Here is a 20,119-nt window from a genome sequence, read left to right as displayed (position 1 = left end):
TCGTCCACTAGAGGATTTCGATGTCCTTGACCAGCGGAGGACGGCTCGGGAAAGTGATGTCGGTCCACCGGTTGATGCGCACCGAGTCGCCGTTCGCGTCGTAGTAGATGAGATCGTTGTTGCCCGTCGAAATGCGGTCCACCCACCATGAGCCGAAGTTGGTCCGGCCCTTGTTGGCGTAGCAGTCCACGCTGGACCTCCCGTCCAGGTGCGACCAGATCTTCAGGTAGTCCGCCCCGCCACGGCACTCTATGTGGTCGATGGCGAACGCGTTACCGGTGGGCATGGCCATCGTGACGGCCATGGTGGCCGCTGCCGCCACGGCCACGGAACGGGCTACCCTCATCGTCCTTGAGATCACAACTTCTCCTTCATTCAACATTCGAACAGGGAGAGCACGGCACGGCCGGACGCATGAAGGCTTGCCAAAAGGGTGTCTTCCTGCCTCCGTGCGACCCTTCCGTCGTCTTGTCTCTCGGGCTTTCCCCTTGAAGATCCTACAAGGCGTCTGTATACGGCAAGGATCTATGGCCCCCCGGACCGGAATGTGCCCCTGAATGTCTAGATCGGGACCACTTGGAGCGGGGTTAAAGCCTGATTTTCGGCCGCCCGTAAGACCTTTTGGCCAGGTAGGAGAAAGGTGCCTCTGGCCGACAAGAATGCGGATTGTCGACGTCCTTTTTCCTGCTGCGGAGGTACTTCCCGGGCGAAGAGGCGTATCGGGTCCTCTCCACGTGTCCGCGTTTGCGGGCGGTGGCCGCGGAGTGATGCCCCAGGCCCGCACCGGCGGGCAACCCGGCCGGCAGTCACGGCGGAAACCGTCGCAGTACTAGGTCGTCCGCCACGGAAGAGCGGGTACGGACCCGGGGGTGCTGTGCCAGTAGTCCCGTGTCTCCACCGCGAGTCCCGCGGCATCGAAGCGGACGAAGACACAGCCCGCGAGTGTCGTGGGACGGCCGTCCTCCTGTGCGAGGACGCGGAACTCCGCGACCGCACGGCCGTCCTGGCCGACCAGCGGGTCGGAGAAGCGAACGTCGGTCGTGGTCTCGGACGCGAAGGACCAGCGCAGATACGCGGCGAGCTCGTCCCGGCCGCGGTGGGGCTCCCGGAACGGCATGGACCGGTGGACGCACGCGTCCGAGTACAGCTCCAGGATCGCCTCGACGTCATGGGCCGCCCAGGCCCGCTCCCACACCCGCACGAAGCGCCGGGCCGCGGTGATCGTGTCCATCACGGCCCTCAGACCCGCGCGGGCAGCCAGCGCAACTGCGCGGCCTGCTGGTAGGGGCCGCCGCCCTCATGGTCGTTGAAGTCGTACACCTCGATCTCCTTGTCCTCGTTCGCCCAGGCGTTGAAGGCCGCGAAGACCGTCGACGGCGGGCAGGTCTGGTCCTCCAGGGCCGCGGAGAACAGGGCGGGTGCCCGGCCGCGCGCGGCGAAGTGCACCCCGTCGAAGTAGGAGAGGGTGCGCCGCACCTGTTCCGTGCGGCCGCGATGGGTTTTGAGGTAGTTGCCGATCTCCCGGTACGGGGTGCGGTCCGTGAGAACCGTGGCACGCGGGAAGTCGCACAGGAACGGCACGTCGGGAGCGACCGCCGCCAGATCGGGCACCAGAGCGCCGACCGCGATGGTGATGCCGCCGCCCTGGCTGCCGCCCAGCGCCGCGACGCGCGCCGCGTCGACCAGCGGGTGCGAGCGGGCCGCCTCCACCGCGCGTACCGCGTCCGTGAACAGCCGCCGGTAGTAGTAGGTCTCCGGGTCCTCGATCCCCCGTGTCATGAACCCCGGGAAAGCGGGCGCGCTGCCCACCGGGTCCGGGGTCTCGCCCCCGCCCCACGCGCTCGCCTGGCCGCGGGTGTCCATCACGAAGTGCGCGAAGCCGGCCGACGCCCACAGCAGATGCGTGTGCGGGAGTCCGCGTCCGCCGCCGTACCCGATGAACTCGACGACCGTGGGCAGCGGGGAGTCCGCCCACGCCGGCACGGTCAGCCAGCCCTTGATCGGATGCCCGTCGAACCCGGCGAACGTGACGTCGTGGACCGTGACGGTCTTCAGCGGGGAGCCGACCGGCTCGAAGCGGGCGGCGAGGTCGTGCTCGCGGGCTTCCTGAAGCGTCTTGGCCCAGAAGGAGTCGAAGTCCGCGGGCTCGGTGGACGCGCTGCGGTAGGTGCGGAGTTCGTCGAGCGGGAGGTCGAACAGGGCCATCAGGGACCACCTTTCGGCACACGGGCGCGGATGATCACACCGTACGTCCGCCTTTCGGGGCCCGCTACGACCGCGCCGGGAACGGGGGAGACTCCTGGCGGTCTGGCGGTCTGGCGGTCTGGCGGTCTGGCGGTCTGGCGGTCTGGCGGTCTGGCGGTCAGGTGGTCAGGTGGTCAGACCGTCAGGCCGTGCGCCGGGTCCAGTCCGGTTCCGTCCGCGCCCAGTCGTGCTCCCACTGGGCCAGCCGGCGGCGCGCCAGAGCCCTGCGTACGCAGAGATGCGCGACGAAGAGGACGGAGACGGCGCCCGCGGACGCGAAGACGCCCATGGCCAGGGCTTGTTGCAGGATCACCGAGGAGTTCGGCGCCGGACGCACGATCCGTCCCCGCGCGTCGGTCCACACGTCGACGCGCGTACCGCGCCGCAGACCCGCGGGCACGCCCACCAGACGGGTCTGCCGCGTCCCGTCCGACCCTGTCCAGCGAACCCGCGCGGACGGCGAAGGCGGTCTGGCGCCGGGCCTCGACGGCACCGCTGTCGGCACGTCCTCCAGCAGCACGGCACGGATGTGGTGCTGGGCGGCGCGCCGGGCCGCCGCGTGTGCCTGCGCGCCGTCGTACGTCCACCACGCGGCCCCCGCCCCCACGAGCGGTGCGCCGACGCACAGCAGAACACAGACGGCCAGCGCCCACCATGCCTCGACGACATCGGAACGGCGCCGCAGCGGATTGCGGCGCCAGCGCCAGCCGCGCACCCGGGTTCGCATGTCCCCTCCTCACTGCCGCGCGCCGCGCCGACGCCCGGACGATCCCGGCGACCGGCGCCCCGCGGCCCCGGCGCCGAACAGCCCGCCGACCGCGGCCGGTTCGCCGCACCTGACATTCCGAACCCGGCACACAGCACCCGGCACCCGGCACCCGGCATCCGGTTTCTGGCGTCGGCCCGTGCGGTGCTGCACGGCGAACGACTGATCCCCGCCCGCCGTGGAACCCGTACACCACCGCGTCGGCGAACAGGAGCCCCGATGGCGAGACGGACCGCCGCCGCCCGCGACACCCGGGCGCACACCCGACTGCCCCGCCCCCGGCCGGATACACCCGCCGGCCCGGATTCCCGGTGATTCCGGGCGCGAAAGGCCTCCCGGCACCAGCCGTCCACACCCCGAAAGGCATCGGTCATGAACACCGGCACCACCATCACCGCAGGAATCGACGGTTCGCGCGCCAGTCTGGACGCCGCCGACTGGGCGGCCCGCGAGGCCGAACGCCGACGCCTGCCGCTGCGTCTGGTGCACGCGGGCACACCGCAGCGTGTCGCCGCGCGCGTTCCGGACGTCGACGTGCCCGCGGGGTGCGCCAGGTCGGCGCTCGACCGGGCGGCGATCCAACTGTCGTACGCGCACCCGGCGTTGGACATCCTCGCGCGCCACACCGATGCGCCCGCGGTGCCCGCGTTGCTCGCGGCGGCCGCAGAGTCGCAGACGCTGGTCGTCGGCTCCCGCGGTCACACCGGCCACCCCGCTCCGGCAGGCTTCCTGGCCGGGTCCGTCGCCCTGGCCGTCGCGGCCGCCGCGGAGCGCCCCGTCGTTCTTGTCCGGGAGGGTGAACTCCCGCAGGACGAGAGGGCGTTCACCACCGGAGACGTACTCCCGGGAACCGTGCCCTACCGCCCCGTGGTCCTCGGCCTCGATCTGGAGCACCCCGCCGACCAACTGGTCGGCCACGCTTTCGAGACCGCCGCCGTCCGCTCGGCACCGCTCCTCGTGGTGCACGCCTGGACCCCGCCCCCGGACGATGACCGCGTCCCGGCCGAGCCGTCGGCCACCGTGGCCTCGCCCGGCGGCACGCACGACCGGGAGACCGCCCGACGACACGCTCTGAGCGACACGCTCCGGCCCTGGCGCGCCAAGTTCCCCGACACCCCGGTCTCGGCAGAGGTCGTCCACGGCCATTGCGCGGACAGGCTGCTGAGGGCGTCCACCGGCTCAGGCCTGCTGATCGTCGGCCGCCGCGCGGGCGAGCGCCTGGGCCGCGCGGCACGGACCGTCATCCGCCAGGTGACCTGCCCGGTCGTCGTGGTGCCGCACAGCTGACGCGCCCTGCCCCGCGTCCCGCCGCATGATCCAAACGACAGGCCCTAGCCGAACCGCTCGATCCGAATCCGGTCCACCGGCTGCCCGGCTTCCACCAGCAGGCGCGAGGCGTGCTCGGCGAATCCGTTGGAACCGCAGATATAGGCCTCCCACCCACCGGGCGGCTGTTCGGCCAGGAGGGGCGCCATATGTGCGGCGGTCATACGTCCGACGGGCACACCGTCCGGGGCCGCGCGGGTGAACACGGCTGTGGTCTCGTCGCCGTACTCCGGTGCGTAGATGAGTTCCTCGGGGCTGCGCGCGGAGACCAGGAGGCGCAGCGGTACGTCGAGTCCTTGCGCGCGCCGGTGCCGCAGCATCGACATCAGCGGCACCACCCCGGACCCGGCGCCGACGAGCAGCGCCGGCCGGTCCCCGGGCCAGGCGAAGAAGCCGCTGAGCGGACCGCGTACCTCGACGGAGTCGCCGGGCCGGGCCACGGTGTGGAACCAGCCGGAGACCTCGCCGCCGTCGACATGGTCCAGCGTCAGCTCGATGTGACCGGTGTCGTCGGGTGAGGACGCGATGGAGTAGTGGCGCTGCGCCACATATCCGTCCCCGGCGGTGAGCCGCAGCATCAGATGCTGGCCGGGCAGATGCCCCTCCCACGCGGGCACGGCGAACCGGAACGTCGACGCGTGCGCGGTCTCGCGGCGGATCTCGGTGAGCGTGGCGGTCTGCCAGGTGGTGGCCGTGCTCGTGTTCACGGCGATGCGTCCGGGCACGGCGAACCGTGTCGGCGGGACGAAGGTCGTCGGCGGTACGAAGGTCTTCGGCGCTACGAAGGTCGTGGTCTCAGTCACCGGAGTAACGCTGCTCTTCCCAGGGGTTGCCGCGGGCGTGGTAGCCGTTCTGTTCCCAGAATCCCGGCTCGTCGTGGTCGAGGATCCGGATCCCCGCGATCCACTTGGTGCTCTTCCAGAAGTACAGGTGGGGCACGATCAGCCGGGCGGGGCCGCCGTGTTCGGCCGGAAGCGGCCGGCCGTCGTACTCCCACACGATCCAGGCGCGACCACCGGTGAGGTCGGCCAGCGGGAGGTTCGCGGTGTACCCGGTGTGCGAGTACGCGACCGCGTGGGTGGCGGCCGGGTCCGGTCGTACGGCCTCCAGCAAGGCGTCCAGGGACACACCGCCGAAGCGCACCCCGAACTTCGACCAGCTCGTCACGCAGTGGATGTCGCCCTCGTACGACGAGGCGGGCAGCTCGTGCGCCTGCTCCCAGTCCCAGGTCCGCGGCTCGGCCACCAGGCCGTCGATCCGCAGGGTCCAGTCGGCGGGAGCCAGGTCCGGGGTCACCTCGGCGGACAGGACGGGCCAGTCGTCGCCGGCGTCGTACTGGCCGGGCGGCAGTCCGGCGTTGTGGACGCGCGGGCGGCCGGTGAAGCCTCGCGTGACGTTCATAGGGGTGGTGCCTCCAGGACCGCAGGGGGACGACGGTCCGCGGATCGAGCGTGGCCGCCGGGGCTGCGGCCCGCGGATCGAGGGTGACGGGTACGGGCACGGACCGGTGGCCCGGGCACGTGTCGCTGCTTGACCAGTCAACGGTACGCGCACACGGATCGTGCTTCGAGCCGGTACCGGGCGCTGATCATTGCGTACGTATGAACTCTTCCGGAGCCCGGGAATAGCCGCGCCCTGATCCTCCTTGCTCCTGAAGGCGACTCCGGTGGCTCGTACACGCACCATCGGAGAGCGGCGTCACGGTGATCGGTGACCGTGGACCACAGCGAAGGAGAGTGAGGGAGCAGATGGCCGAGGCGTACGTCTCCACACGGTTCGAGGGCCCGGAGACACAGGAGACCCCCGTCGGCCGTCACCCTCTCGACAACCCGGCGCTCGGCTCCCTCACAGGGCCCCACGCGCACTTCGCCGAACGGCGTGGACGTGTGCTGCGCTACCCCCTGGACGTGTCCCCGTGGCTGGCGCTGCCCGATGATCCCGGCGCCGCCGACTGGGCGGACCTGGCGGCCCTGGTGGGCCCCGGGGGAGATGCCCCGCTGGCCGGTTTCGACGGGCGGACCCCGGACGGCTGGGAGGTGGTCTTCAGCCTCGAGGGAGTCCAGCTCGTGGACGACGGGCTGGACGCGGCGCCCGACGCCGAGGCGGTACGGCTCGGCCCCGCCGACGTGCCGGACATGCTGGACCTGGTGGAACGGACCCAGCCGGGCCCGTTCGAGCCGCGCACGGTCGAGCTGGGGACGTATCTCGGGATCCGCCGTGACGGCGCCCTGGTCGCCATGGCCGGCGAGCGGCTCCACCCGCCGGGCTGGACCGAGATCAGCGCGGTCTGCACGGACCCCGGCCACCGCGGCGAGGGCCTGGCCACACGTCTGGTCCTGGCCGTCGCCCACGGCGTCCGGGAGCGTGGTGAGACCCCGTTCCTGCACACGGCCGCGAGCAACACCGGCGCCATCCGCCTCTACGAGTCGCTGGGATTCCGGCTGCGCCGCAGGGTCCGCTTCATGGCCGCACGGGTGCCGGAACACCTGGGCGACGGCGGGACCGCGGGCGTGGGGTGACACCACAGGGTGCCGGGTCAGTCGCTCCGCGGCCCTGATTCCGGCTTCCCCGTGCCGAGGACGGGGGCCGCGGCGTTGTAGCGCAGCAGATACGACGCGAAGCGGGCGAGGTCCTCTTCGGGCCAGCCCGCGAGCCGCTCGCGGAACGCCGTCCGGCGGCTGCGGGTCACCTGGGCGAGGATCTCGCTGCCCGCGGCGGTCGGATACAGCACCTGGACGCGGTGATCCTCGGGGTCGGTGCGCCGCCCGATCAGCCCGGCCCGCTCCAGCGCCGCCACCTGACGGCTCACCGTCGACTTGTCCAGCGCGTAGTGCGCGGCGAGGTCCGTGGCCCGGCAGCCGCCGACCTCCTCCAGATGGCCGAGGAGGGTGTACGAGACCAGGGACAGCTCGGGATGCATGCGCCCCGCCGAGGCGCGCGCCCTCCGGGCGAACACGGTCATCTCCCGCTGGATGATCTCCACCGCCGCGTCGGCCGTCACGCCGTCGGCCGGTGTCCCGGTGGTGACGGCGTGCTCACCGGCCCCTTCGGATGCCATGACGGGACCTCCCTGAGCCGCCCTGGTTGCATAGTACAACTTGGGACAGGAGGGGCGAGAGTCACGCATGTCGGCCCGAGTGGATCCGGCGGCGAGCGGTCCGCGCCCGAAAGCCGGCTGTCGACCCCCATCGGGCGGTCGCTCCTGTAGGGTGATCGTCCCGGCCGAGGACCGTCTCGGCCGACGAGTGGCCGAGGAGGTGAGACCCATTACCGCTGTGTCAGGTCGGGTGCTCTCCTCTCCAGCCAACGTGGTCGCCGTCTGACGGTGGCCGTGGGAGCGCCCTTCGGTTCGTCGAAAGGCCCTCGGCTTCATGCCTCCTCTCTCTCCTGACGTTCCCGACGCGGCAGACCCCATGGTCGCCGCGCTCCGCTCCGCCGGCTGTGTCTTCGCCGAGGACGAGGCGGAGCTGATCCGCTCCGCCGCCCGCACCCCGGACGAGGCCTCCGCGATGGTGGACCGCCGCGTCGCGGGACTGCCCCTCGAACACGTCCTCGGCTGGGCCGAGTTCCACGGTCTGCGCATCAGCCTCGACCCCGGCGTCTTCGTGCCGCGCCGCCGTACCGAGTTCCTCGTCGAGCAGGCCGTCGCGCTCGCGCACGGCGCGTCCGTCGTGGTGGACCTGTGCTGCGGCTCGGGCGCCGTGGGCGCCGCGCTGGCTGCGTCCCTCGGCGGTCCCGAACTGCACGCCGCCGACATCGACCCGGCGGCGGTGCGCTGCGCCCGCCGCAATGTCGCGCCGTTCGCCGGCCGGGTCCACGAGGGGGACCTCTTCGCGGCACTGCCCGCCACGCTGCGCGGCCGGGTCGACGTCCTGGCCGCCAACGTGCCGTACGTCCCGAGCGACGAGGTCGGACTGCTGCCCTCGGAGGCCCGCGACCACGAACCCCTGGTCGCCCTCGACGGCGGCGCCGACGGACTCGACCTCGCGCGCCGCGTCGCCGCCGGGGCGCCGCGCTGGCTGGCCCGCGGCGGCTGCGTCCTCGTCGAGACGAGCGAGCGCCAGGCGCCCACGGCCGTCGAGGCCTTCGCCCGCGCCGGACTGATCGCGCGCCTGGCCGTCTCGGAGGAGAGGTACGCCAACGTGGTGATCGGCGTGAAGCCCTGACCGGGCGGGCCGGACGAGGCGACATGCCGCGTTCGGCCCTCGGTCGGCCGATCGCGCCGCCCCGCGCGCCACACTCCGGCTGACGGCAGGTGACAGAGGGAGGCCCGGACATGAGCAGCACCCCCCGGACGTTCGACGCGTGGGACATCAAGGAGTCGGGGCCCGCGGACGCGGGCGTCCGGGTGCTGCTGCTGCCCGGCGGGATGTGCAGCACCGCGTTCTACGACGATCTGATGGCCGCGCCGCCGCTCGCCTCCGCGCCGGTGCGGCTGGTGGCCGCGACCCTGCCGGGGCACGCGGGCACCACGCCGCCGCACGATCTCTCCATGGAGAACTACGCGGCGCTGGCGGGCGCCCTGGCCGCGGAGCGGGGCTGCGACGTCGTGGTCGGCCACAGCATCGGCGCCAACGTCGCCCTGGAGATGGCGGCCGGCGGGCACTTCACCGGTCCCGTCGTGCTGCTCTCGCCCACGTTCTCGGCATCCGACGAGGACAAGGCGCTCGCGATCGCCAACAGCCTCGGGCGGGTGCCCGGCATCGGGGCGCTGACCTGGTCCGGTCTGGTCAAACTGACGCCCCGCGTCATGGTGAGCCAACTGCCCCGGGCCCGGCGTGAGGCGCTGACCGCCGAGTTCGAGAAGAACGACCCGGCGTTCTGCCGCCAGGTGATCCGGCACTATTTCGACTATCTGGACCGGTACCCGGACCTGGTCTCGCGGCTCCGCGACTCGGGTGCGCCCGCCTGGGTCGTGCGCGGCGACCGCGACGACGTCGGTCTGTCGGAGGACGAGCGCGCCGGACTGGAAGCGGCTCCCGGCGTGACCCTGGTCTCGGTCCCCGACGCGGGCCACCTGGTGATGGTCGAGCAGCCGGATACGGTCGCCGAACTCGTGGCCCGGGTCGCCCTCGGCTGACCCCGCCTCCGGCCCGCACGGATGCTCCTCCGGCTCGCGCCGATGCTCGCCGGCCCGCGCCGCGTGCTCCCCGGGTCCGCGCCGCGTGTCCCTTCGACCCGCGCCGGGGCTTCCCCCGGCTTCCCGCCGAGTGATCCTCCTCATTGTGCAACTAGTTGCATAACGCGCGGCCCGTCGTCTACAACAGACGTACGACGACACCGCGCACGGAGGGCCCGATGAGCCGTTACCCGCATCTGCTGAACCCGCTCGACCTGGGCTTCACCACCCTGCCCAACCGCGTGCTCATGGGCTCCATGCACGTGGGCCTGGAGGAGGCCGAGCGCGGCTTCGAGCGCATGGCGGAGTTCTACGCCGCCCGCGCGCGAGGCGGCGTGGGCCTGATCGTCACCGGCGGCATCGCGCCCAACGACGCCGGACGGCCCTACGAGGGCGGCGCCAAGCTGACCACCGAGGCCGAGGCCGAGAAGCATGCCGGCATCACCGCCGCGGTGCACCGCGAGGGCGGGAAGATCGCGATGCAGATCCTGCACTTCGGCCGGTACGCCTACCACCAGGACCTGGTCGCCCCCAGCGCGCTCCAGGCCCCGATCAGCCCCTTCGTGCCGCACGAGCTCAGCGACGCCGAGATCGAGCAGACCATCGACGACTACGCCCGCGCAGCCCGGCTCGCCCGGCAGGCCGGCTACGACGGCGTCGAGATCATGGGCTCCGAGGGCTACCTCATCAACGAGTTCATCGCCCTCCAGGCCAACCGGCGCGACGACCGCTGGGGCGGCTCGTACGAGAACCGGATGCGCTTCCCCGTCGAGATCGTCCGCCGCGTACGCGAGGCCGTGGGTGACGACTTCATCGTCATCTACCGTCTGTCGATGCTCGACCTGGTGCCCGGCGGCTCCTCGCTCGACGAGGTCATCACGCTCGCGCGGGCCGTCGAGGCCGCCGGAGCGACGATCATCAACACCGGCATCGGCTGGCACGAGGCCCGTATCCCCACCATCGCGACCTCGGTTCCGCGCGGCGCGTACGCCTGGGTGACCAAGAAGGTCATGGGCTCCGTCTCGATCCCGCTGGTGACCACCAACCGCATCAACACCCCTGAGATCGCCGAGCAGTTGCTCGCCGACGGCCACGCCGACATGGTCTCGCTGGCCCGGCCGATGCTCGCCGACCCCGACTTCGTCGCCAAGGCCGAGGCCGGACGCCCGGAAGCCATCAACACCTGCATCGGGTGCAACCAGGCCTGCCTCGACCACACCTTCAGCGGCAAGATCACCTCCTGCCTGGTCAATCCGCGCGCCTGCCACGAGACGGAGCTCGTCCTCGCGCCGACCCGGCTGCGCAAGACCGTCGCCGTCGTGGGCGCCGGGCCCGCCGGACTCGCCTGCGCCGTCAGCGCCGCCGAACGCGGCCACGACGTCACGCTGTTCGACGCCGCCGCCGACATCGGCGGCCAGCTCAACGTGGCCCGCAAGGTCCCCGGCAAGCAGGAGTTCGACGAGACCATCCGCTACTTCCGCACGCAGCTCGAACTGCACGGTGTGGACGTCCGGTTGAACACGCCGGCCACCGTGGAGACGCTGGAGACGTACGACGAGGTCGTCGTCGCCACCGGCGTCAGCCCGCGCACCCCGGAGATCCCGGGCGTCGACCACCCGAGCGTCGTCGGCTACCTCGACGTCCTGCGCGACGGAGCCCCCGTCGGCGACCGCGTGGCCATCCTCGGCGCCGGCGGCATCGGCTTCGACGTCGCCGAGTTCCTCACCGACAGCGGCGACAAGGCGAGCGAGGACCCGGCGACGTACTTCCGCGGCTGGGGTGTCGACATGGACTACCGGACCCCCGGCGGTCTAGGCGCCCCCGAACGGCCCACCCCGCCGCGCACCGTGCACCTCCTCCAGCGCAAGGCCTCCAAGGTCGGCGCAGGACTCGGCAAGACGACTGGCTGGATCCACCGCACGGAACTCAAGCACCGGGGCGTCACCATGGTTCCGGGCGTCCAGTACGACCGGATCGACGACGCCGGACTGCACGTCACCGTCGACGGGAACAGCCAGGTCCTGGAGGTCGACACGATCGTGCTGTGCACCGGACAGGAGCCGCGCCGCGACCTGTACGAGGCGCTGCGCGCCACCGGCCGCGGTGTCCACCTCATCGGCGGCGCCGACGTGGCCGCCGAACTCGACGCCAAGCGGGCCATCAAGCAGGGCACGGAGCTGGCGGCGGCGCTCTAGGGTCCCGTGCCGGGGACCGCCGAGGGACCCGCTGGGGGGAGCACCTCCTTCTGGTCGACGGCGGTGGTGGGCGGCCCGCGCTGCCGGGCCCGCCCGCCGCACGTCGTACCGGCCGCACGAATTTCGCGGAGAAGCACAACCGTTTTGGAGTGTCGCGGGTCACATCAGGCAGGAGCAAACGTCTCCAAAGATCGCAAGGGGGAAATATGCGATTCAACCGTTCCGCCCTGATGGCCGGTGCCTTCGCCGCCCTGATGGTGGGGGCCACCACCGCCATGGCGGCGCCCGCCTCGGCCGCGGCCAACACCACGCCGCAGAAGGTCTGCGGCAGCGCCTACAAGACGGTGAACTCGGCGCCCATCGGCTCTCTGGGCACCGTGTACCTGACGTACAACTCCTCGAACGGCAAGAACTGCGTCACCACCATCCGCAACAGCCCGGGCACCGCCGTGGAGATGGCCGCATGGGTCTACGTCTCCGACACCGGCCTGGGCGACGACGACTACGGGCTGTACACGTCGTACGCGGGACCGACGTACGTGTACGGCAAGGGCCACTGCGTCGACTGGGGCGGCCAGATCAAGAACGTGTACACCCAGGTGTCCGGCTCCAACTGCGGCGCCTTCAAGGAGCAGCGCGTCACGTTCACCCGCTGACCCGCAGCTCCGTACGGCCACCGCGCGCCACCCGGTGGCCGTGCGGGGACGCCTGACCCGACTCGCCCCGGCTGGACTCACCGAGTCCCGCCGGGGCGAGTGCCCTGTCGCGGTGTCCGGCGGAGCGCGGCCGGACACCGGGCGGCGCCCCGGGGGCTCCCTAGGATGACCTCATGTCACTCCCGCATGCGATCCTCACCGCCCTGCTCGAGAAGCCCTCGTCCGGCCTCGAACTGACCCGGCGGTTCGACAAGTCGATCGGCTACTTCTGGTCGGCGACGCATCAGCAGATCTATCGCGAGCTGGGAAAACTGGAGGCCGAGGGATACATCAAGGCGCTTCCCCCTGAGCAGCACGCCCGGGGTCAGAAGAAGAGTTACGAGGTCCTGCCCGCGGGCCGTGCCGAACTCGCCCGCTGGACCGCCGCCTCGCAGGACCCGAAGCCGCTGCGCGACACGATGCTGCTGCGCCTGCGCGCCGCGGCCGTCGTCGGCACCGCGGGCGTCGAGGGCGTGGAGGCCGATCTGCGCCGCCATCTCGCCCTGCACCGAAGCCAGTTGGCCGAGTACGAACAGATCCAGGACCGGGACTTCCCGCCGGAGAAGAGCACGCCCGAGGACCGGCTGCGCCATCTCGTCCTGAGGGCCGGTATCGACCTGGAGACCTTCTGGACCCAGTGGCTGACCCACGCCCTGGCCGAGTTCGAAAGCATGCGGGCGAGCGACTGAGCGCCGCCCTGGTGCCCGGCCGCAGCCGGGCGTACGGCCGGAGAGCGGATCCCTTCCATGAGGAGCCCGGCACAAGGCGGCCGCCCGCGACCGGAGCCGGCGGAACGGCCGCCCGTCGCGACGGGCCCCGGATCAGAGCCGGTGGGGCTTGGAGCGGCGGCGCAGGAACCAGGCCGCCGCCACCGTGCCGGTGACGACCAGGGCGCCGCCGCCGACGACCGTGGCCGTGCCGTAGTCCTTCACGGCCCCGCCGAGTCCGCCCATGACACCGCGCGACGGCGACGGTGAGACCGTCGTCGAGATGGTGGGGGTCGCGGGGGTCGCGGGGGCCGCGCTGGCCGCGACGACGATCGCCTGGGTACCCGCCGTCGTGCCGTCCTGGCAGACGACGATCACCGTGAACGTCCCGGGGCTGACGCCCGTCCAGGCCGCCGACTGGTTGCTGCTCGTCCCGGTGAGCGGCATCTGGCGCCCCTGGGCGAAGTTCGTCTGCCCGCTGGAGAGCAGCGAGGCGTTGCCGAAGCTGCTTCCGTTGCTGGGGCAGGCGCTGGTGGTGACCGAGACCGAGGTGCCACTGGTGCTCACGGAGATCCCGGAACCCCATGCGACGGCCGCCGGCGCGGCCAGGGTGAGCGGAAGCGCAGCGGTGGCGGCCACGGTCAGGCCGGAGCGGAGAAGTCTCTGAGTCGTACGCATAGGAACTGCCCTCCAGCGGCACGGTTGGCGGTACATCCCATGCGCCGCCGAGGATTGGAAGGCCCGTGCTGCCTCGGTGCGAGCCAATGCGCCCTGGCCGGGGCGCGCATGCGGACGGGGACCGGGCAGGTGACGAATTCCATCGTCCGGCGGACCGGGCGGCGCCGATACCGGGGCGGTGGTGGTCAGCGGCCCGTCGTCACGGAGCGCTCCGCGGACAGCGCGCCCCACGTGCCGTCGGGCAGCTTCGCCCGGATCCGTACCCGGTGCGTCACGTCCGCCTCCCGGCCGACGTAGAAGCTGTGGTTGCAGGTGCCGCGGGGCGGGCTGCCGCCCCAGACGAGCGAGGTCACCTCACGCCCGTCGAGCTGGATCCGGTACTCCGTGATCACCCCGTCGACCTCGGGCGCCGTCCACGCCAGGTCGATGAAGTACGCCCCGTCGCGCCGGTGGGTCGTCGCCCGGAAGTCGGCCGGTGCCGTGCTCCGGTCGTCCGCGGGCCCCGGCGCGGTGGTGATCCGGACGGAGCCGCTCGGCGCCGAGACGTTGTCCGCGGCGTCGCGGGCCCGCACGGTGAAGACGTAGGCAGTGCCCGGCCGCAGCCCGGTGACGACGGCGGCCGTCTGCGCGCCGCCCACACTGTGGATCTTCGAGGTGCCCTGGTAGATGTCGTACGAGGCCACGCCTCGCGTGTCGGAGGACCTGGTCCAGGACAGCTGGACCGCCCGGCCGCCCACGGCCCTCCCGTGCGGGCCGCCGGGGCGGGTGGGCGCGGTGCGGTCGGCCGCGACCGCCGCCGGGGTGGTGGCCCGCGCCGGCCGGCTGAGCGGCCCCGGGGTCCCGTCCGCGTTGCGGGCCCGGACCCTGAAGACGTACGAGGTGGACGGTTCGAGCCGGGTGATGTCCACCATGTGCTCCGAACCGGGTACTTCCTTGACCTTGGTGGTGCCGCGATACACCTCGTAGCGGGTGATCCTCGGGTCCTCGGTGGTGAGGTTCCACATGACGTGCACGCTGGTCGAGCTGCCCGCGGCGGCGGTCACTCCCGTCGCCGCGGCGGGCAGCCGTTCGCCCTGGCCGGACGTCGGGGCGCCCCAGCCGCAGGAGGTGAGCGCGAGCAGCGCTCCGCACACCAGGGCGCGTGGAACGGTGAGGGGAACGCTTCGCACGGGTCTGCCCTCCCTCGACGGGATTGGTCTGTACCTATAAGACACGGGTGACGCGACCGCATCAAGAGGGCGGACGTCGTTGGCCGGACCGTCGCGGGGGTACGTATGCTGATCCCGACGCGGTGTGAACTCGCCCCACTGTCAGGGGAGTTCCTGCCCGCGGCGCGGAACGCTGTCGTCGCTGATCCCGCGCCGACGCGCGCGGCCGAGCGGCCGGAGCCGGACCCGGCTCCGGCCGCTCGGCCGTGCGGCGCCCGCGGAAGCGGCCGTGCACCGTCCGGCCCCCTCCCGGTGGACGCGCTCTCGGAGGCCCACCAGATTTGGGCAGATGAGCGTCCATGTCCCCCAGGAGAGGGTCTCCCATCGTGCGTGCCCAGTCGCTGACGCTGGCCGCGGCCGCGGCGGCCGCCCTGCTCGCCTCGGCCCCGGCGGTGCTGTCCACGACCCCCACCACTGGCCGGCCAGGAAGCCCCGTCGCACCCGCCCGGGAGGGCTCCGTCCGAGCAGCCGACCTGCTGGCGAAACTCGGCGGCTGCACCCCCGTCTCGCACGGGCGATACCGCAGCGACGACGGCACCCGGGCCGCCATCCCGGTCTGCGGTGTCCCGGGCGCGGTCTTCTGGACGGCCGACATGGACATCGACTGCGACGGCAGACCGGGCCCCCTGTGCAACAGCGACACCGACCCGCTCTTCTCCGGGTCCACGGCCTTCCAGCAGCCTGACGGCCGATATCTGAGTGCAGAGACCCTGCCCTACGTCGTCGTGCCGGCGCCGAGCGACATCTGGAACTACCGGGACCATGGCATCGGGCCCGGCTCGGTGGCGGTCGTGATCTACCGGGACCGCGTCCAGTACGCCGTCGTCGGTGACACCGGCCCGCAGGACATCATCGGCGAGGCCTCGTACGCGACGGCCGCGGGACTCGGAATCCGCGCCGATCCCCGTGGCGGCGGTACTCCTGCCGGGGTCACCTACCTCGTGTTCAAGGACGCCCGGGTGTTACCCATCCAGGATCATGCCGCGGCGGTGGAGGCGGGGGAGCGGCTGGCCCGGAAACTCCTGGGCGGCGGCTGAGGACTGTCCCGTCGTCAGACGGCGGCCCAGCCGTTGTCGACGGGCAGGATCACGCCGTTGACGTTGCTGGCCGCGTCCGAGGCGAGGAACACGATCGCCGCGGCCTGCTCCTCGGCCTCGGCGAGCCGCCCGACGTTGCCCATGTAGGCGCCGAGGACGGCCGGGCCGTGCGCGCCCGCCTCGATGTCCACGGTGATACCGGTGCTGGTGCCGCCCGGGGCGATGGCGTTGGCGCGGATGCCCTTGCCCCGGTACATCACGGCGAGGGACTTCGTGAGCCCCACGATGCCGTGCTTCGAGGCGGTGTACGCGGCCCCGGCGGCACTGCCGCGCAGACCCGCCTCCGAGGCGGTGTTCACGACGACTCCCTTGCCCGCGGCGAGCATGTGCGGCAGCACCGCCCGGGTCAGCAGGAACGGGGCCGTGAGGTTGACCCGGATGACCCGCTCCCACTCCGCGTCGCTGACCTCGGCCACCGCCGACATGCGGTCCATGATCCCGGCGTTGTTCACCAGTACGTCCACGCCGCCGAACCGCTCCACCGCGGTCGCGGTCACCCGGTCGACGACCTCCTGCTCGCTGAGGTCGCCCGTCACGGCCACGGCGCCGCCACCGGCCCCCTCTATCTCGCCGACCACCGACGCGGCGCCCTCGGCGTTGAGATCGGCCACGACCACCCGTGCGCCCTGGGCCGCGAAGGCGAGGGCGGTGGCACGGCCGATGCCCGAGCCGGCGCCGGTGACGATGACGCTGCGGCCGTCCGCTCCAGTGGTGCTCATGACGTTCTCCCGGGGGTGTGTGCGAGTGCGGGCGAGGTGCCGCGCCGCCACAGTACGACTTATTGTCGCTGAATGACAGAAAGTCTTCGGGGGGAGATCGCTAGAATCGGCGCAGCCGCAGTCCCGGGCGGCATATGCGGACGAACCGAGAACCGAGGAGTCATCAGTGCCGGACGGCGCGATCGACGAACACCCCGGCCGGGGCCGCGGCCGTACCGGGCGGCCGCCGCTCACCGACGAACGCAAGGCCGAGATCCGGCTGGAGATCGCCCGCGCCGCGGTGGAACTGTTCGTGGACCAAGGGGTGACCGCCACCACCGGGGACCAGATCGCCCAGGCCGTCGGCCTGTCCACGCGGACCCTGTGGCGCTACTTCCCGGGCAAGGAGGCGTGCGTGAGCCCGCTGTTCGCGGCCGGCATCGACGCGATCGCCGCGGCGCTGCGGGCCTGGCCCGCGGGCACCCCCCTGGAGGACGCGCTGGAGCAGGCGTCCATGAACGGCGAGGTGCTGATGGCGAGGCCGGAGCCGCCGAGGGTCCGTACGCTGCTGAGGCTCACCCGTACCGAACCGGGGCTGCGTGCCGTCTGGCTTCAGGCCCATGACGAGGCCGAGCCGGTGTTCGCCCGAGCGCTCGCCGACCGGGCCGGGCTGGGCGCAGTCGACCTGCGTTCGGAGATCCAGGCCGCCATGCTCAACGCGGCGCTGCGCGCGGCGGTCGAGCACTACGCCTGGCGCACCGACGACGCGGAGCCCGATCCCGCGACGGCCCGGGCGGAACTGGCCGGTACCATCCGCTCGGCCCTGGTGGTCGCGGCGAACGGAATCACCTGACCCGGGCTTTCACGCTTCCCGTGCCCGTACATGACGGCGGCGCTCACCCTTTCCGGCGCCCGTCCCGACGGCAGAGCCCACGCTTCCCGCGTACGCTCCGGATCACGGGCTGCCGGTTCTCGGTCCGGCCGGTTCCTGCGTCGGCCGTCCTCGCGCCGGGGTGTTGCCGTCCTCATGCCGGGCGGCGCTGTGCCTTCCGGCCCTCACACCTTCCGGTAGGTGTACGCCTCCGTCGCCGCGGCCTCCACCGCCGCGAGGTCGGCGCCCGCCGAGGCCGTGACCACGGCGGCCACCGCCCCCTCGACGAAGGGGGCGTCCACCAGCCGTGTGCCGTCCGGCAGTTCGTCGCCCTCGGCGAGCAACGCCTTGACGGTGAGCACGGCGCTGCCCAGGTCGGTGAGCACGGCGACCCCGGCACCGCGGTCCACGGAGGCCGCGGCGGCGGCGATGACGTCCGCGCTGGTGCCGAGCCCCCCGTCCAGGGTGCCGCCCGCCGGCGCGACCGGAGCGAGCGCCCCGCCGCCGGCCAGGCCCTTCGCCAGCTCGGCCACGGACGCGGCGACGGCGGCGCTGTGCGAGACCAGCACTATGCCGACGCGTCCTTCCTCGGTGTCACTCACCTGCCGCCTCCACCAGCGCCGCGATCAGCAGGGCCGAGGACGTGGCGCCAGGGTCCTGGTGCCCGATGCTCCGCTCGCCCAGATAGCTCGCCCGGCCCTTGCGGGCCTGCAAGGGTGTCGTCGCCAGGGCACCCTCCTCGGCGGCGGATTTCGCCGCGGCGAACGACTCGGCGAGCGCGTCGACCGCGGGCACCAGCGCGTCGATCATGGTCTTGTCGCCGGGGGCGGCTCCGCCCAGCGCCATGACCGCGTCGACGCCCGTGCGCAGCGCGTCCGTGAACTGTTCGCCGGTGACCTCGGGGGCGTCCCCGAGCGCCTTGCCGGTCCGGCGCAGCAGCGTGCCGTACAGCGGCCCCGACGCGCCGCCGACCGTCGAGATCAACTGCCTCCCGGCGAGCGTGAGTACGGCACCGGGGGTGTCCGGAGCCTCCTTCTCCAGCGTGGCGGACACGGCGGCGAATCCGCGCTGCAGATTGCTGCCGTGGTCGGCGTCGCCGATGGGCGAGTCCAGGTCGGTGAGCCGCTCCGCCTCGCGGTCCACCGATGCGGCGGTCACGGTCATCCAGCGGCGGAAGAATTCGGCGTCGAGCACGGAATCTCCTTGCGTGGTAAGGGAGTTGACCTGATTGCCGGTCAAGGGCCGGTGGACCGGGCCCGGTTGCCGTACCCGGCCCACCGGTGGGGGTTCACACACCCCAGCGCAGCCCCGGTGTCTTCACCGGCGCGTCCCACAGGCGCAGCAGGTCCTCGTCCACCTCGCACAGGGTCACCGAGGCACCCGCCATGTCGAGGGAGGTGACGTAGTTGCCGACCAGGGTGCGCGCCACGGGGATGCCGCGCTCGGCCAGCACCCGTTGCACCTCCGCGTTGAAGCCGTACAGCTCCAGCAGCGGGGTGGCGCCCATGCCGTTGACGAGGAGCAGCACCGGATTGCGCGGCGCGAGATCGTCCAGGATGGCGTGCACCGAGAAGTCGGCGATCTCGCGCGAGGTCATCATCGCGCGCCGCTCCCGGCCCGGCTCGCCGTGGATGCCGACACCGAGTTCGAGCTCCCCGGCCGGCAGATCGAACGTCGGACTGCCCTTGGCCGGTGTGGTACAGGCGCTGAGCGCGACGCCGAAACTGCGGGAGCGCTCGTTGACCTGCCGCGCCAGCGCCTCGACCGCCTCCAGGGGCGCGCCCTCCTCGGCGGCGGCGCCCGCGATCTTCTCCACGAACAGCGTCGCGCCCGTTCCGCGCCGCCCGGCCGTGTACAGGCTGTCGGTGACGGCCACGTCGTCGTTCACCAGGACCTTGGCGATCCGGATGCCCTCGTCCTCGGCCAGCTCCGCCGCCATGTCGAAGTTGAGGACGTCGCCGGTGTAGTTCTTCACGATGAACAGCACGCCCGCGCCGCTGTCCACGGCCGCCGCGGCCCGCACCATCTGGTCAGGAACCGGGGACGTGAACACCTCACCGGGGCACGCCGCCGACAGCATGCCGGGTCCCACGAATCCGCCGTGCAGCGGCTCGTGCCCGGACCCGCCGCCGGAGACGAGGCCCACCCTTCCCGCGACCGGGGCGTCCCTGCGTACGATCACGCGGTTGTCGACATCCACCGTCAGTTCCGGATGGGCCGCCGCCATGCCCCGCAGCGCGTCCGCCACCACCGTCTCCGCCACGTTGATGAGCATCTTCATGGGAACCTCCTGGCGAGATCGACAAACGAGTTTCTGATCTGCGTTTTCCCTGGTCAAACCTGGTGTGGATAGCTCTTGCTCGCGACGGTCCTCAGTTTTGCGGGGCCGGATTCGCGGGGACGGTCGGATGCGGGTCGGCGGGAGTGCTGTCCTTCGCAGTATTGACCTTGCGGCACCGAAGGTCACGCGCGCGGACGCTCGGGCAGGTGCGCGCGTGGTCGAAAACGCTCTGCT

General features: G+C 72.2%; 22 protein-coding genes. 9 read left to right on the top strand and 13 right to left on the bottom strand.

Features of this window, described 5'->3' with window-relative positions; genetic code table 11:
• Positions 1 to 7 precede the first annotated feature (7 nt).
• From OG485_RS06495 to OG485_RS06480, 4 genes are all read right to left on the bottom strand, one after another.
• Positions 8 to 346 (bottom strand): beta/gamma crystallin domain-containing protein, encoded by a 339-nt coding sequence (locus OG485_RS06495; RefSeq protein ID WP_443048663.1) that lies wholly within the window; start codon positions 344 to 346, stop codon positions 8 to 10.
• Between the two features lie 483 nt (positions 347 to 829).
• Positions 830 to 1,231 carry a nuclear transport factor 2 family protein gene (locus tag OG485_RS06490; protein WP_328665030.1) on the bottom strand — a complete coding sequence of 134 codons (402 nt, stop codon included), beginning with the start codon at positions 1,229 to 1,231 and terminating at the stop codon, positions 830 to 832.
• Positions 1,232 to 1,239: 8 nt separating this feature from the next.
• Entirely contained in the window at positions 1,240 to 2,205 is a 966-nt protein-coding gene (locus tag OG485_RS06485; protein WP_328665029.1) for an acetylxylan esterase, read from the bottom strand.
• A 181-nt stretch (positions 2,206 to 2,386) separates the two neighbouring features.
• A complete protein-coding gene (locus OG485_RS06480) occupies positions 2,387 to 2,971 on the bottom strand; it encodes an Rv1733c family protein (RefSeq protein WP_328665028.1) in 585 nt (194 codons plus the stop codon).
• Between the two features lie 411 nt (positions 2,972 to 3,382).
• Between OG485_RS06480 and OG485_RS06475 the strand changes: the two genes are divergently transcribed.
• Positions 3,383 to 4,297: a universal stress protein gene (locus OG485_RS06475; RefSeq protein WP_328665027.1), complete on the top strand. Its 915-nt coding sequence runs from the start codon at positions 3,383 to 3,385 to the stop codon at positions 4,295 to 4,297.
• A 44-nt stretch (positions 4,298 to 4,341) separates the two neighbouring features.
• On the opposite strand, the gene OG485_RS06470 is transcribed toward OG485_RS06475, so the two are convergent.
• The gene (locus OG485_RS06470; protein ID WP_328665026.1) at positions 4,342 to 5,139 is read right to left on the bottom strand and encodes a ferredoxin reductase; all 798 of its coding nucleotides are present in this window, start codon (positions 5,137 to 5,139) and stop codon (positions 4,342 to 4,344) included.
• A complete protein-coding gene (locus tag OG485_RS06465; RefSeq protein ID WP_328665025.1) occupies positions 5,132 to 5,737 on the bottom strand; it encodes a sulfite oxidase-like oxidoreductase in 606 nt (201 codons plus the stop codon). Before OG485_RS06465 ends, OG485_RS06470 begins: the two co-directional genes overlap by 8 nt.
• A 347-nt stretch (positions 5,738 to 6,084) precedes the next feature.
• Between OG485_RS06465 and OG485_RS06460 the strand changes: the two genes are divergently transcribed.
• A complete protein-coding gene (locus OG485_RS06460; protein ID WP_443048902.1) occupies positions 6,085 to 6,855 on the top strand; it encodes a GNAT family N-acetyltransferase in 771 nt (256 codons plus the stop codon).
• Positions 6,856 to 6,872: 17 nt separating this feature from the next.
• Here OG485_RS06460 and OG485_RS06455 read toward each other — a convergent pair whose 3' ends face one another.
• A complete protein-coding gene (locus OG485_RS06455; protein WP_328674251.1) occupies positions 6,873 to 7,298 on the bottom strand; it encodes a MarR family winged helix-turn-helix transcriptional regulator in 426 nt (141 codons plus the stop codon).
• 409 nt (positions 7,299 to 7,707) lie between these two features.
• Here OG485_RS06455 and OG485_RS06450 point away from each other — a divergent pair, with 409 nt between their 5' ends.
• The 5 genes from OG485_RS06450 to OG485_RS06430 all read left to right on the top strand — a co-directional run bounded on the left by OG485_RS06450 (position 7,708) and on the right by OG485_RS06430 (position 13,034).
• Entirely contained in the window at positions 7,708 to 8,502 is a 795-nt protein-coding gene (locus OG485_RS06450) for a putative protein N(5)-glutamine methyltransferase (RefSeq protein ID WP_328665023.1), read from the top strand.
• A gap of 110 nt (positions 8,503 to 8,612) precedes the next feature.
• Entirely contained in the window at positions 8,613 to 9,416 is an 804-nt protein-coding gene (locus OG485_RS06445) for an alpha/beta fold hydrolase (protein ID WP_328665022.1), read from the top strand.
• A gap of 218 nt (positions 9,417 to 9,634) precedes the next feature.
• On the top strand, positions 9,635 to 11,650 hold the full coding sequence (locus OG485_RS06440; RefSeq protein ID WP_328665021.1) for an NADPH-dependent 2,4-dienoyl-CoA reductase: 2,016 nt from the start codon (positions 9,635 to 9,637) through the stop codon (positions 11,648 to 11,650).
• A 206-nt stretch (positions 11,651 to 11,856) separates the two neighbouring features.
• Positions 11,857 to 12,306 carry a spore-associated protein gene (locus OG485_RS06435; protein ID WP_328455646.1) on the top strand — a complete coding sequence of 150 codons (450 nt, stop codon included), beginning with the start codon at positions 11,857 to 11,859 and terminating at the stop codon, positions 12,304 to 12,306.
• Positions 12,307 to 12,479: 173 nt separating this feature from the next.
• Positions 12,480 to 13,034, top strand: a complete 555-nt coding sequence (locus OG485_RS06430; protein ID WP_328665020.1) for a PadR family transcriptional regulator — start codon at positions 12,480 to 12,482, stop codon at positions 13,032 to 13,034.
• Positions 13,035 to 13,166: 132 nt separating this feature from the next.
• Here OG485_RS06430 and OG485_RS06425 read toward each other — a convergent pair whose 3' ends face one another.
• On the bottom strand, positions 13,167 to 13,730 hold the full coding sequence (locus OG485_RS06425) for a hypothetical protein (RefSeq protein ID WP_328665019.1): 564 nt from the start codon (positions 13,728 to 13,730) through the stop codon (positions 13,167 to 13,169).
• A gap of 185 nt (positions 13,731 to 13,915) precedes the next feature.
• A complete protein-coding gene (locus OG485_RS06420) occupies positions 13,916 to 14,899 on the bottom strand; it encodes a fibronectin type III domain-containing protein (RefSeq protein WP_328665018.1) in 984 nt (327 codons plus the stop codon).
• Positions 14,900 to 15,264: 365 nt separating this feature from the next.
• Here OG485_RS06420 and OG485_RS06415 point away from each other — a divergent pair, with 365 nt between their 5' ends.
• A complete protein-coding gene (locus OG485_RS06415; protein ID WP_328665017.1) occupies positions 15,265 to 15,975 on the top strand; it encodes a glycoside hydrolase family 75 protein in 711 nt (236 codons plus the stop codon).
• Positions 15,976 to 15,989: 14 nt separating this feature from the next.
• On the opposite strand, the gene OG485_RS06410 is transcribed toward OG485_RS06415, so the two are convergent.
• Entirely contained in the window at positions 15,990 to 16,754 is a 765-nt protein-coding gene (locus OG485_RS06410) for an SDR family NAD(P)-dependent oxidoreductase (RefSeq protein ID WP_328665016.1), read from the bottom strand.
• A gap of 166 nt (positions 16,755 to 16,920) precedes the next feature.
• Here OG485_RS06410 and OG485_RS06405 point away from each other — a divergent pair, with 166 nt between their 5' ends.
• Positions 16,921 to 17,586 carry a TetR/AcrR family transcriptional regulator gene (locus tag OG485_RS06405; RefSeq protein WP_328665015.1) on the top strand — a complete coding sequence of 222 codons (666 nt, stop codon included), beginning with the start codon at positions 16,921 to 16,923 and terminating at the stop codon, positions 17,584 to 17,586.
• A gap of 203 nt (positions 17,587 to 17,789) precedes the next feature.
• Here OG485_RS06405 and OG485_RS06400 read toward each other — a convergent pair whose 3' ends face one another.
• The 3 genes from OG485_RS06400 to dhaK all read right to left on the bottom strand — a co-directional run bounded on the left by OG485_RS06400 (position 17,790) and on the right by dhaK (position 19,885).
• Positions 17,790 to 18,206 carry a PTS fructose transporter subunit IIA gene (locus tag OG485_RS06400; protein ID WP_328665014.1) on the bottom strand — a complete coding sequence of 139 codons (417 nt, stop codon included), beginning with the start codon at positions 18,204 to 18,206 and terminating at the stop codon, positions 17,790 to 17,792.
• Positions 18,199 to 18,798, bottom strand: a complete 600-nt coding sequence (gene dhaL, locus OG485_RS06395) for a dihydroxyacetone kinase subunit DhaL (protein WP_328665013.1) — start codon at positions 18,796 to 18,798, stop codon at positions 18,199 to 18,201. Before dhaL ends, OG485_RS06400 begins: the two co-directional genes overlap by 8 nt.
• 94 nt (positions 18,799 to 18,892) lie before the next feature.
• Positions 18,893 to 19,885 carry a dihydroxyacetone kinase subunit DhaK gene (dhaK, locus tag OG485_RS06390; protein ID WP_328455665.1) on the bottom strand — a complete coding sequence of 331 codons (993 nt, stop codon included), beginning with the start codon at positions 19,883 to 19,885 and terminating at the stop codon, positions 18,893 to 18,895.
• Positions 19,886 to 20,119: the final 234 nt, after the last annotated feature.

It is taken from the genome of Streptomyces sp. NBC_00328, from assembly GCF_036139655.1.
Taxonomy (GTDB): Bacteria; Actinomycetota; Actinomycetes; order Streptomycetales; family Streptomycetaceae; genus Streptomyces.
The sequence above is the reverse complement of the archived record's forward strand: the minus strand, read 5'-3'. Positions and strand labels throughout refer to the sequence as shown.

What these genes read in the sequence shown, in the direction of transcription:
- OG485_RS06490 (WP_328665030.1), bottom strand. Translation starts at nt 1,231, where the DNA reads ATGGACACGATCACCGCGGCCCGGCGCTTCGTGCGGGTGTGGGAGCGG.
- OG485_RS06455 (WP_328674251.1), bottom strand. Translation starts at nt 7,298, where the DNA reads ATGACCGTGTTCGCCCGGAGGGCGCGCGCCTCGGCGGGGCGCATGCAT.
- OG485_RS06485 (WP_328665029.1), bottom strand. Translation starts at nt 2,205, where the DNA reads ATGGCCCTGTTCGACCTCCCGCTCGACGAACTCCGCACCTACCGCAGC.
- OG485_RS06440 (WP_328665021.1), top strand. Translation starts at nt 9,635, where the DNA reads ATGAGCCGTTACCCGCATCTGCTGAACCCGCTCGACCTGGGCTTCACC.
- OG485_RS06475 (WP_328665027.1), top strand. Translation starts at nt 3,383, where the DNA reads ATGAACACCGGCACCACCATCACCGCAGGAATCGACGGTTCGCGCGCC.
- dhaK (WP_328455665.1), bottom strand. Translation starts at nt 19,885, where the DNA reads ATGAAGATGCTCATCAACGTGGCGGAGACGGTGGTGGCGGACGCGCTG.
- OG485_RS06425 (WP_328665019.1), bottom strand. Translation starts at nt 13,730, where the DNA reads ATGCGTACGACTCAGAGACTTCTCCGCTCCGGCCTGACCGTGGCCGCC.
- OG485_RS06495 (WP_443048663.1), bottom strand. Translation starts at nt 346, where the DNA reads ATGAGGGTAGCCCGTTCCGTGGCCGTGGCGGCAGCGGCCACCATGGCC.
- OG485_RS06460 (WP_443048902.1), top strand. Translation starts at nt 6,085, where the DNA reads ATGGCCGAGGCGTACGTCTCCACACGGTTCGAGGGCCCGGAGACACAG.
- OG485_RS06445 (WP_328665022.1), top strand. Translation starts at nt 8,613, where the DNA reads ATGAGCAGCACCCCCCGGACGTTCGACGCGTGGGACATCAAGGAGTCG.
- OG485_RS06450 (WP_328665023.1), top strand. Translation starts at nt 7,708, where the DNA reads ATGCCTCCTCTCTCTCCTGACGTTCCCGACGCGGCAGACCCCATGGTC.
- OG485_RS06480 (WP_328665028.1), bottom strand. Translation starts at nt 2,971, where the DNA reads ATGCGAACCCGGGTGCGCGGCTGGCGCTGGCGCCGCAATCCGCTGCGG.
- OG485_RS06430 (WP_328665020.1), top strand. Translation starts at nt 12,480, where the DNA reads ATGTCACTCCCGCATGCGATCCTCACCGCCCTGCTCGAGAAGCCCTCG.
- OG485_RS06465 (WP_328665025.1), bottom strand. Translation starts at nt 5,737, where the DNA reads ATGAACGTCACGCGAGGCTTCACCGGCCGCCCGCGCGTCCACAACGCC.
- OG485_RS06435 (WP_328455646.1), top strand. Translation starts at nt 11,857, where the DNA reads ATGCGATTCAACCGTTCCGCCCTGATGGCCGGTGCCTTCGCCGCCCTG.
- OG485_RS06410 (WP_328665016.1), bottom strand. Translation starts at nt 16,754, where the DNA reads ATGAGCACCACTGGAGCGGACGGCCGCAGCGTCATCGTCACCGGCGCC.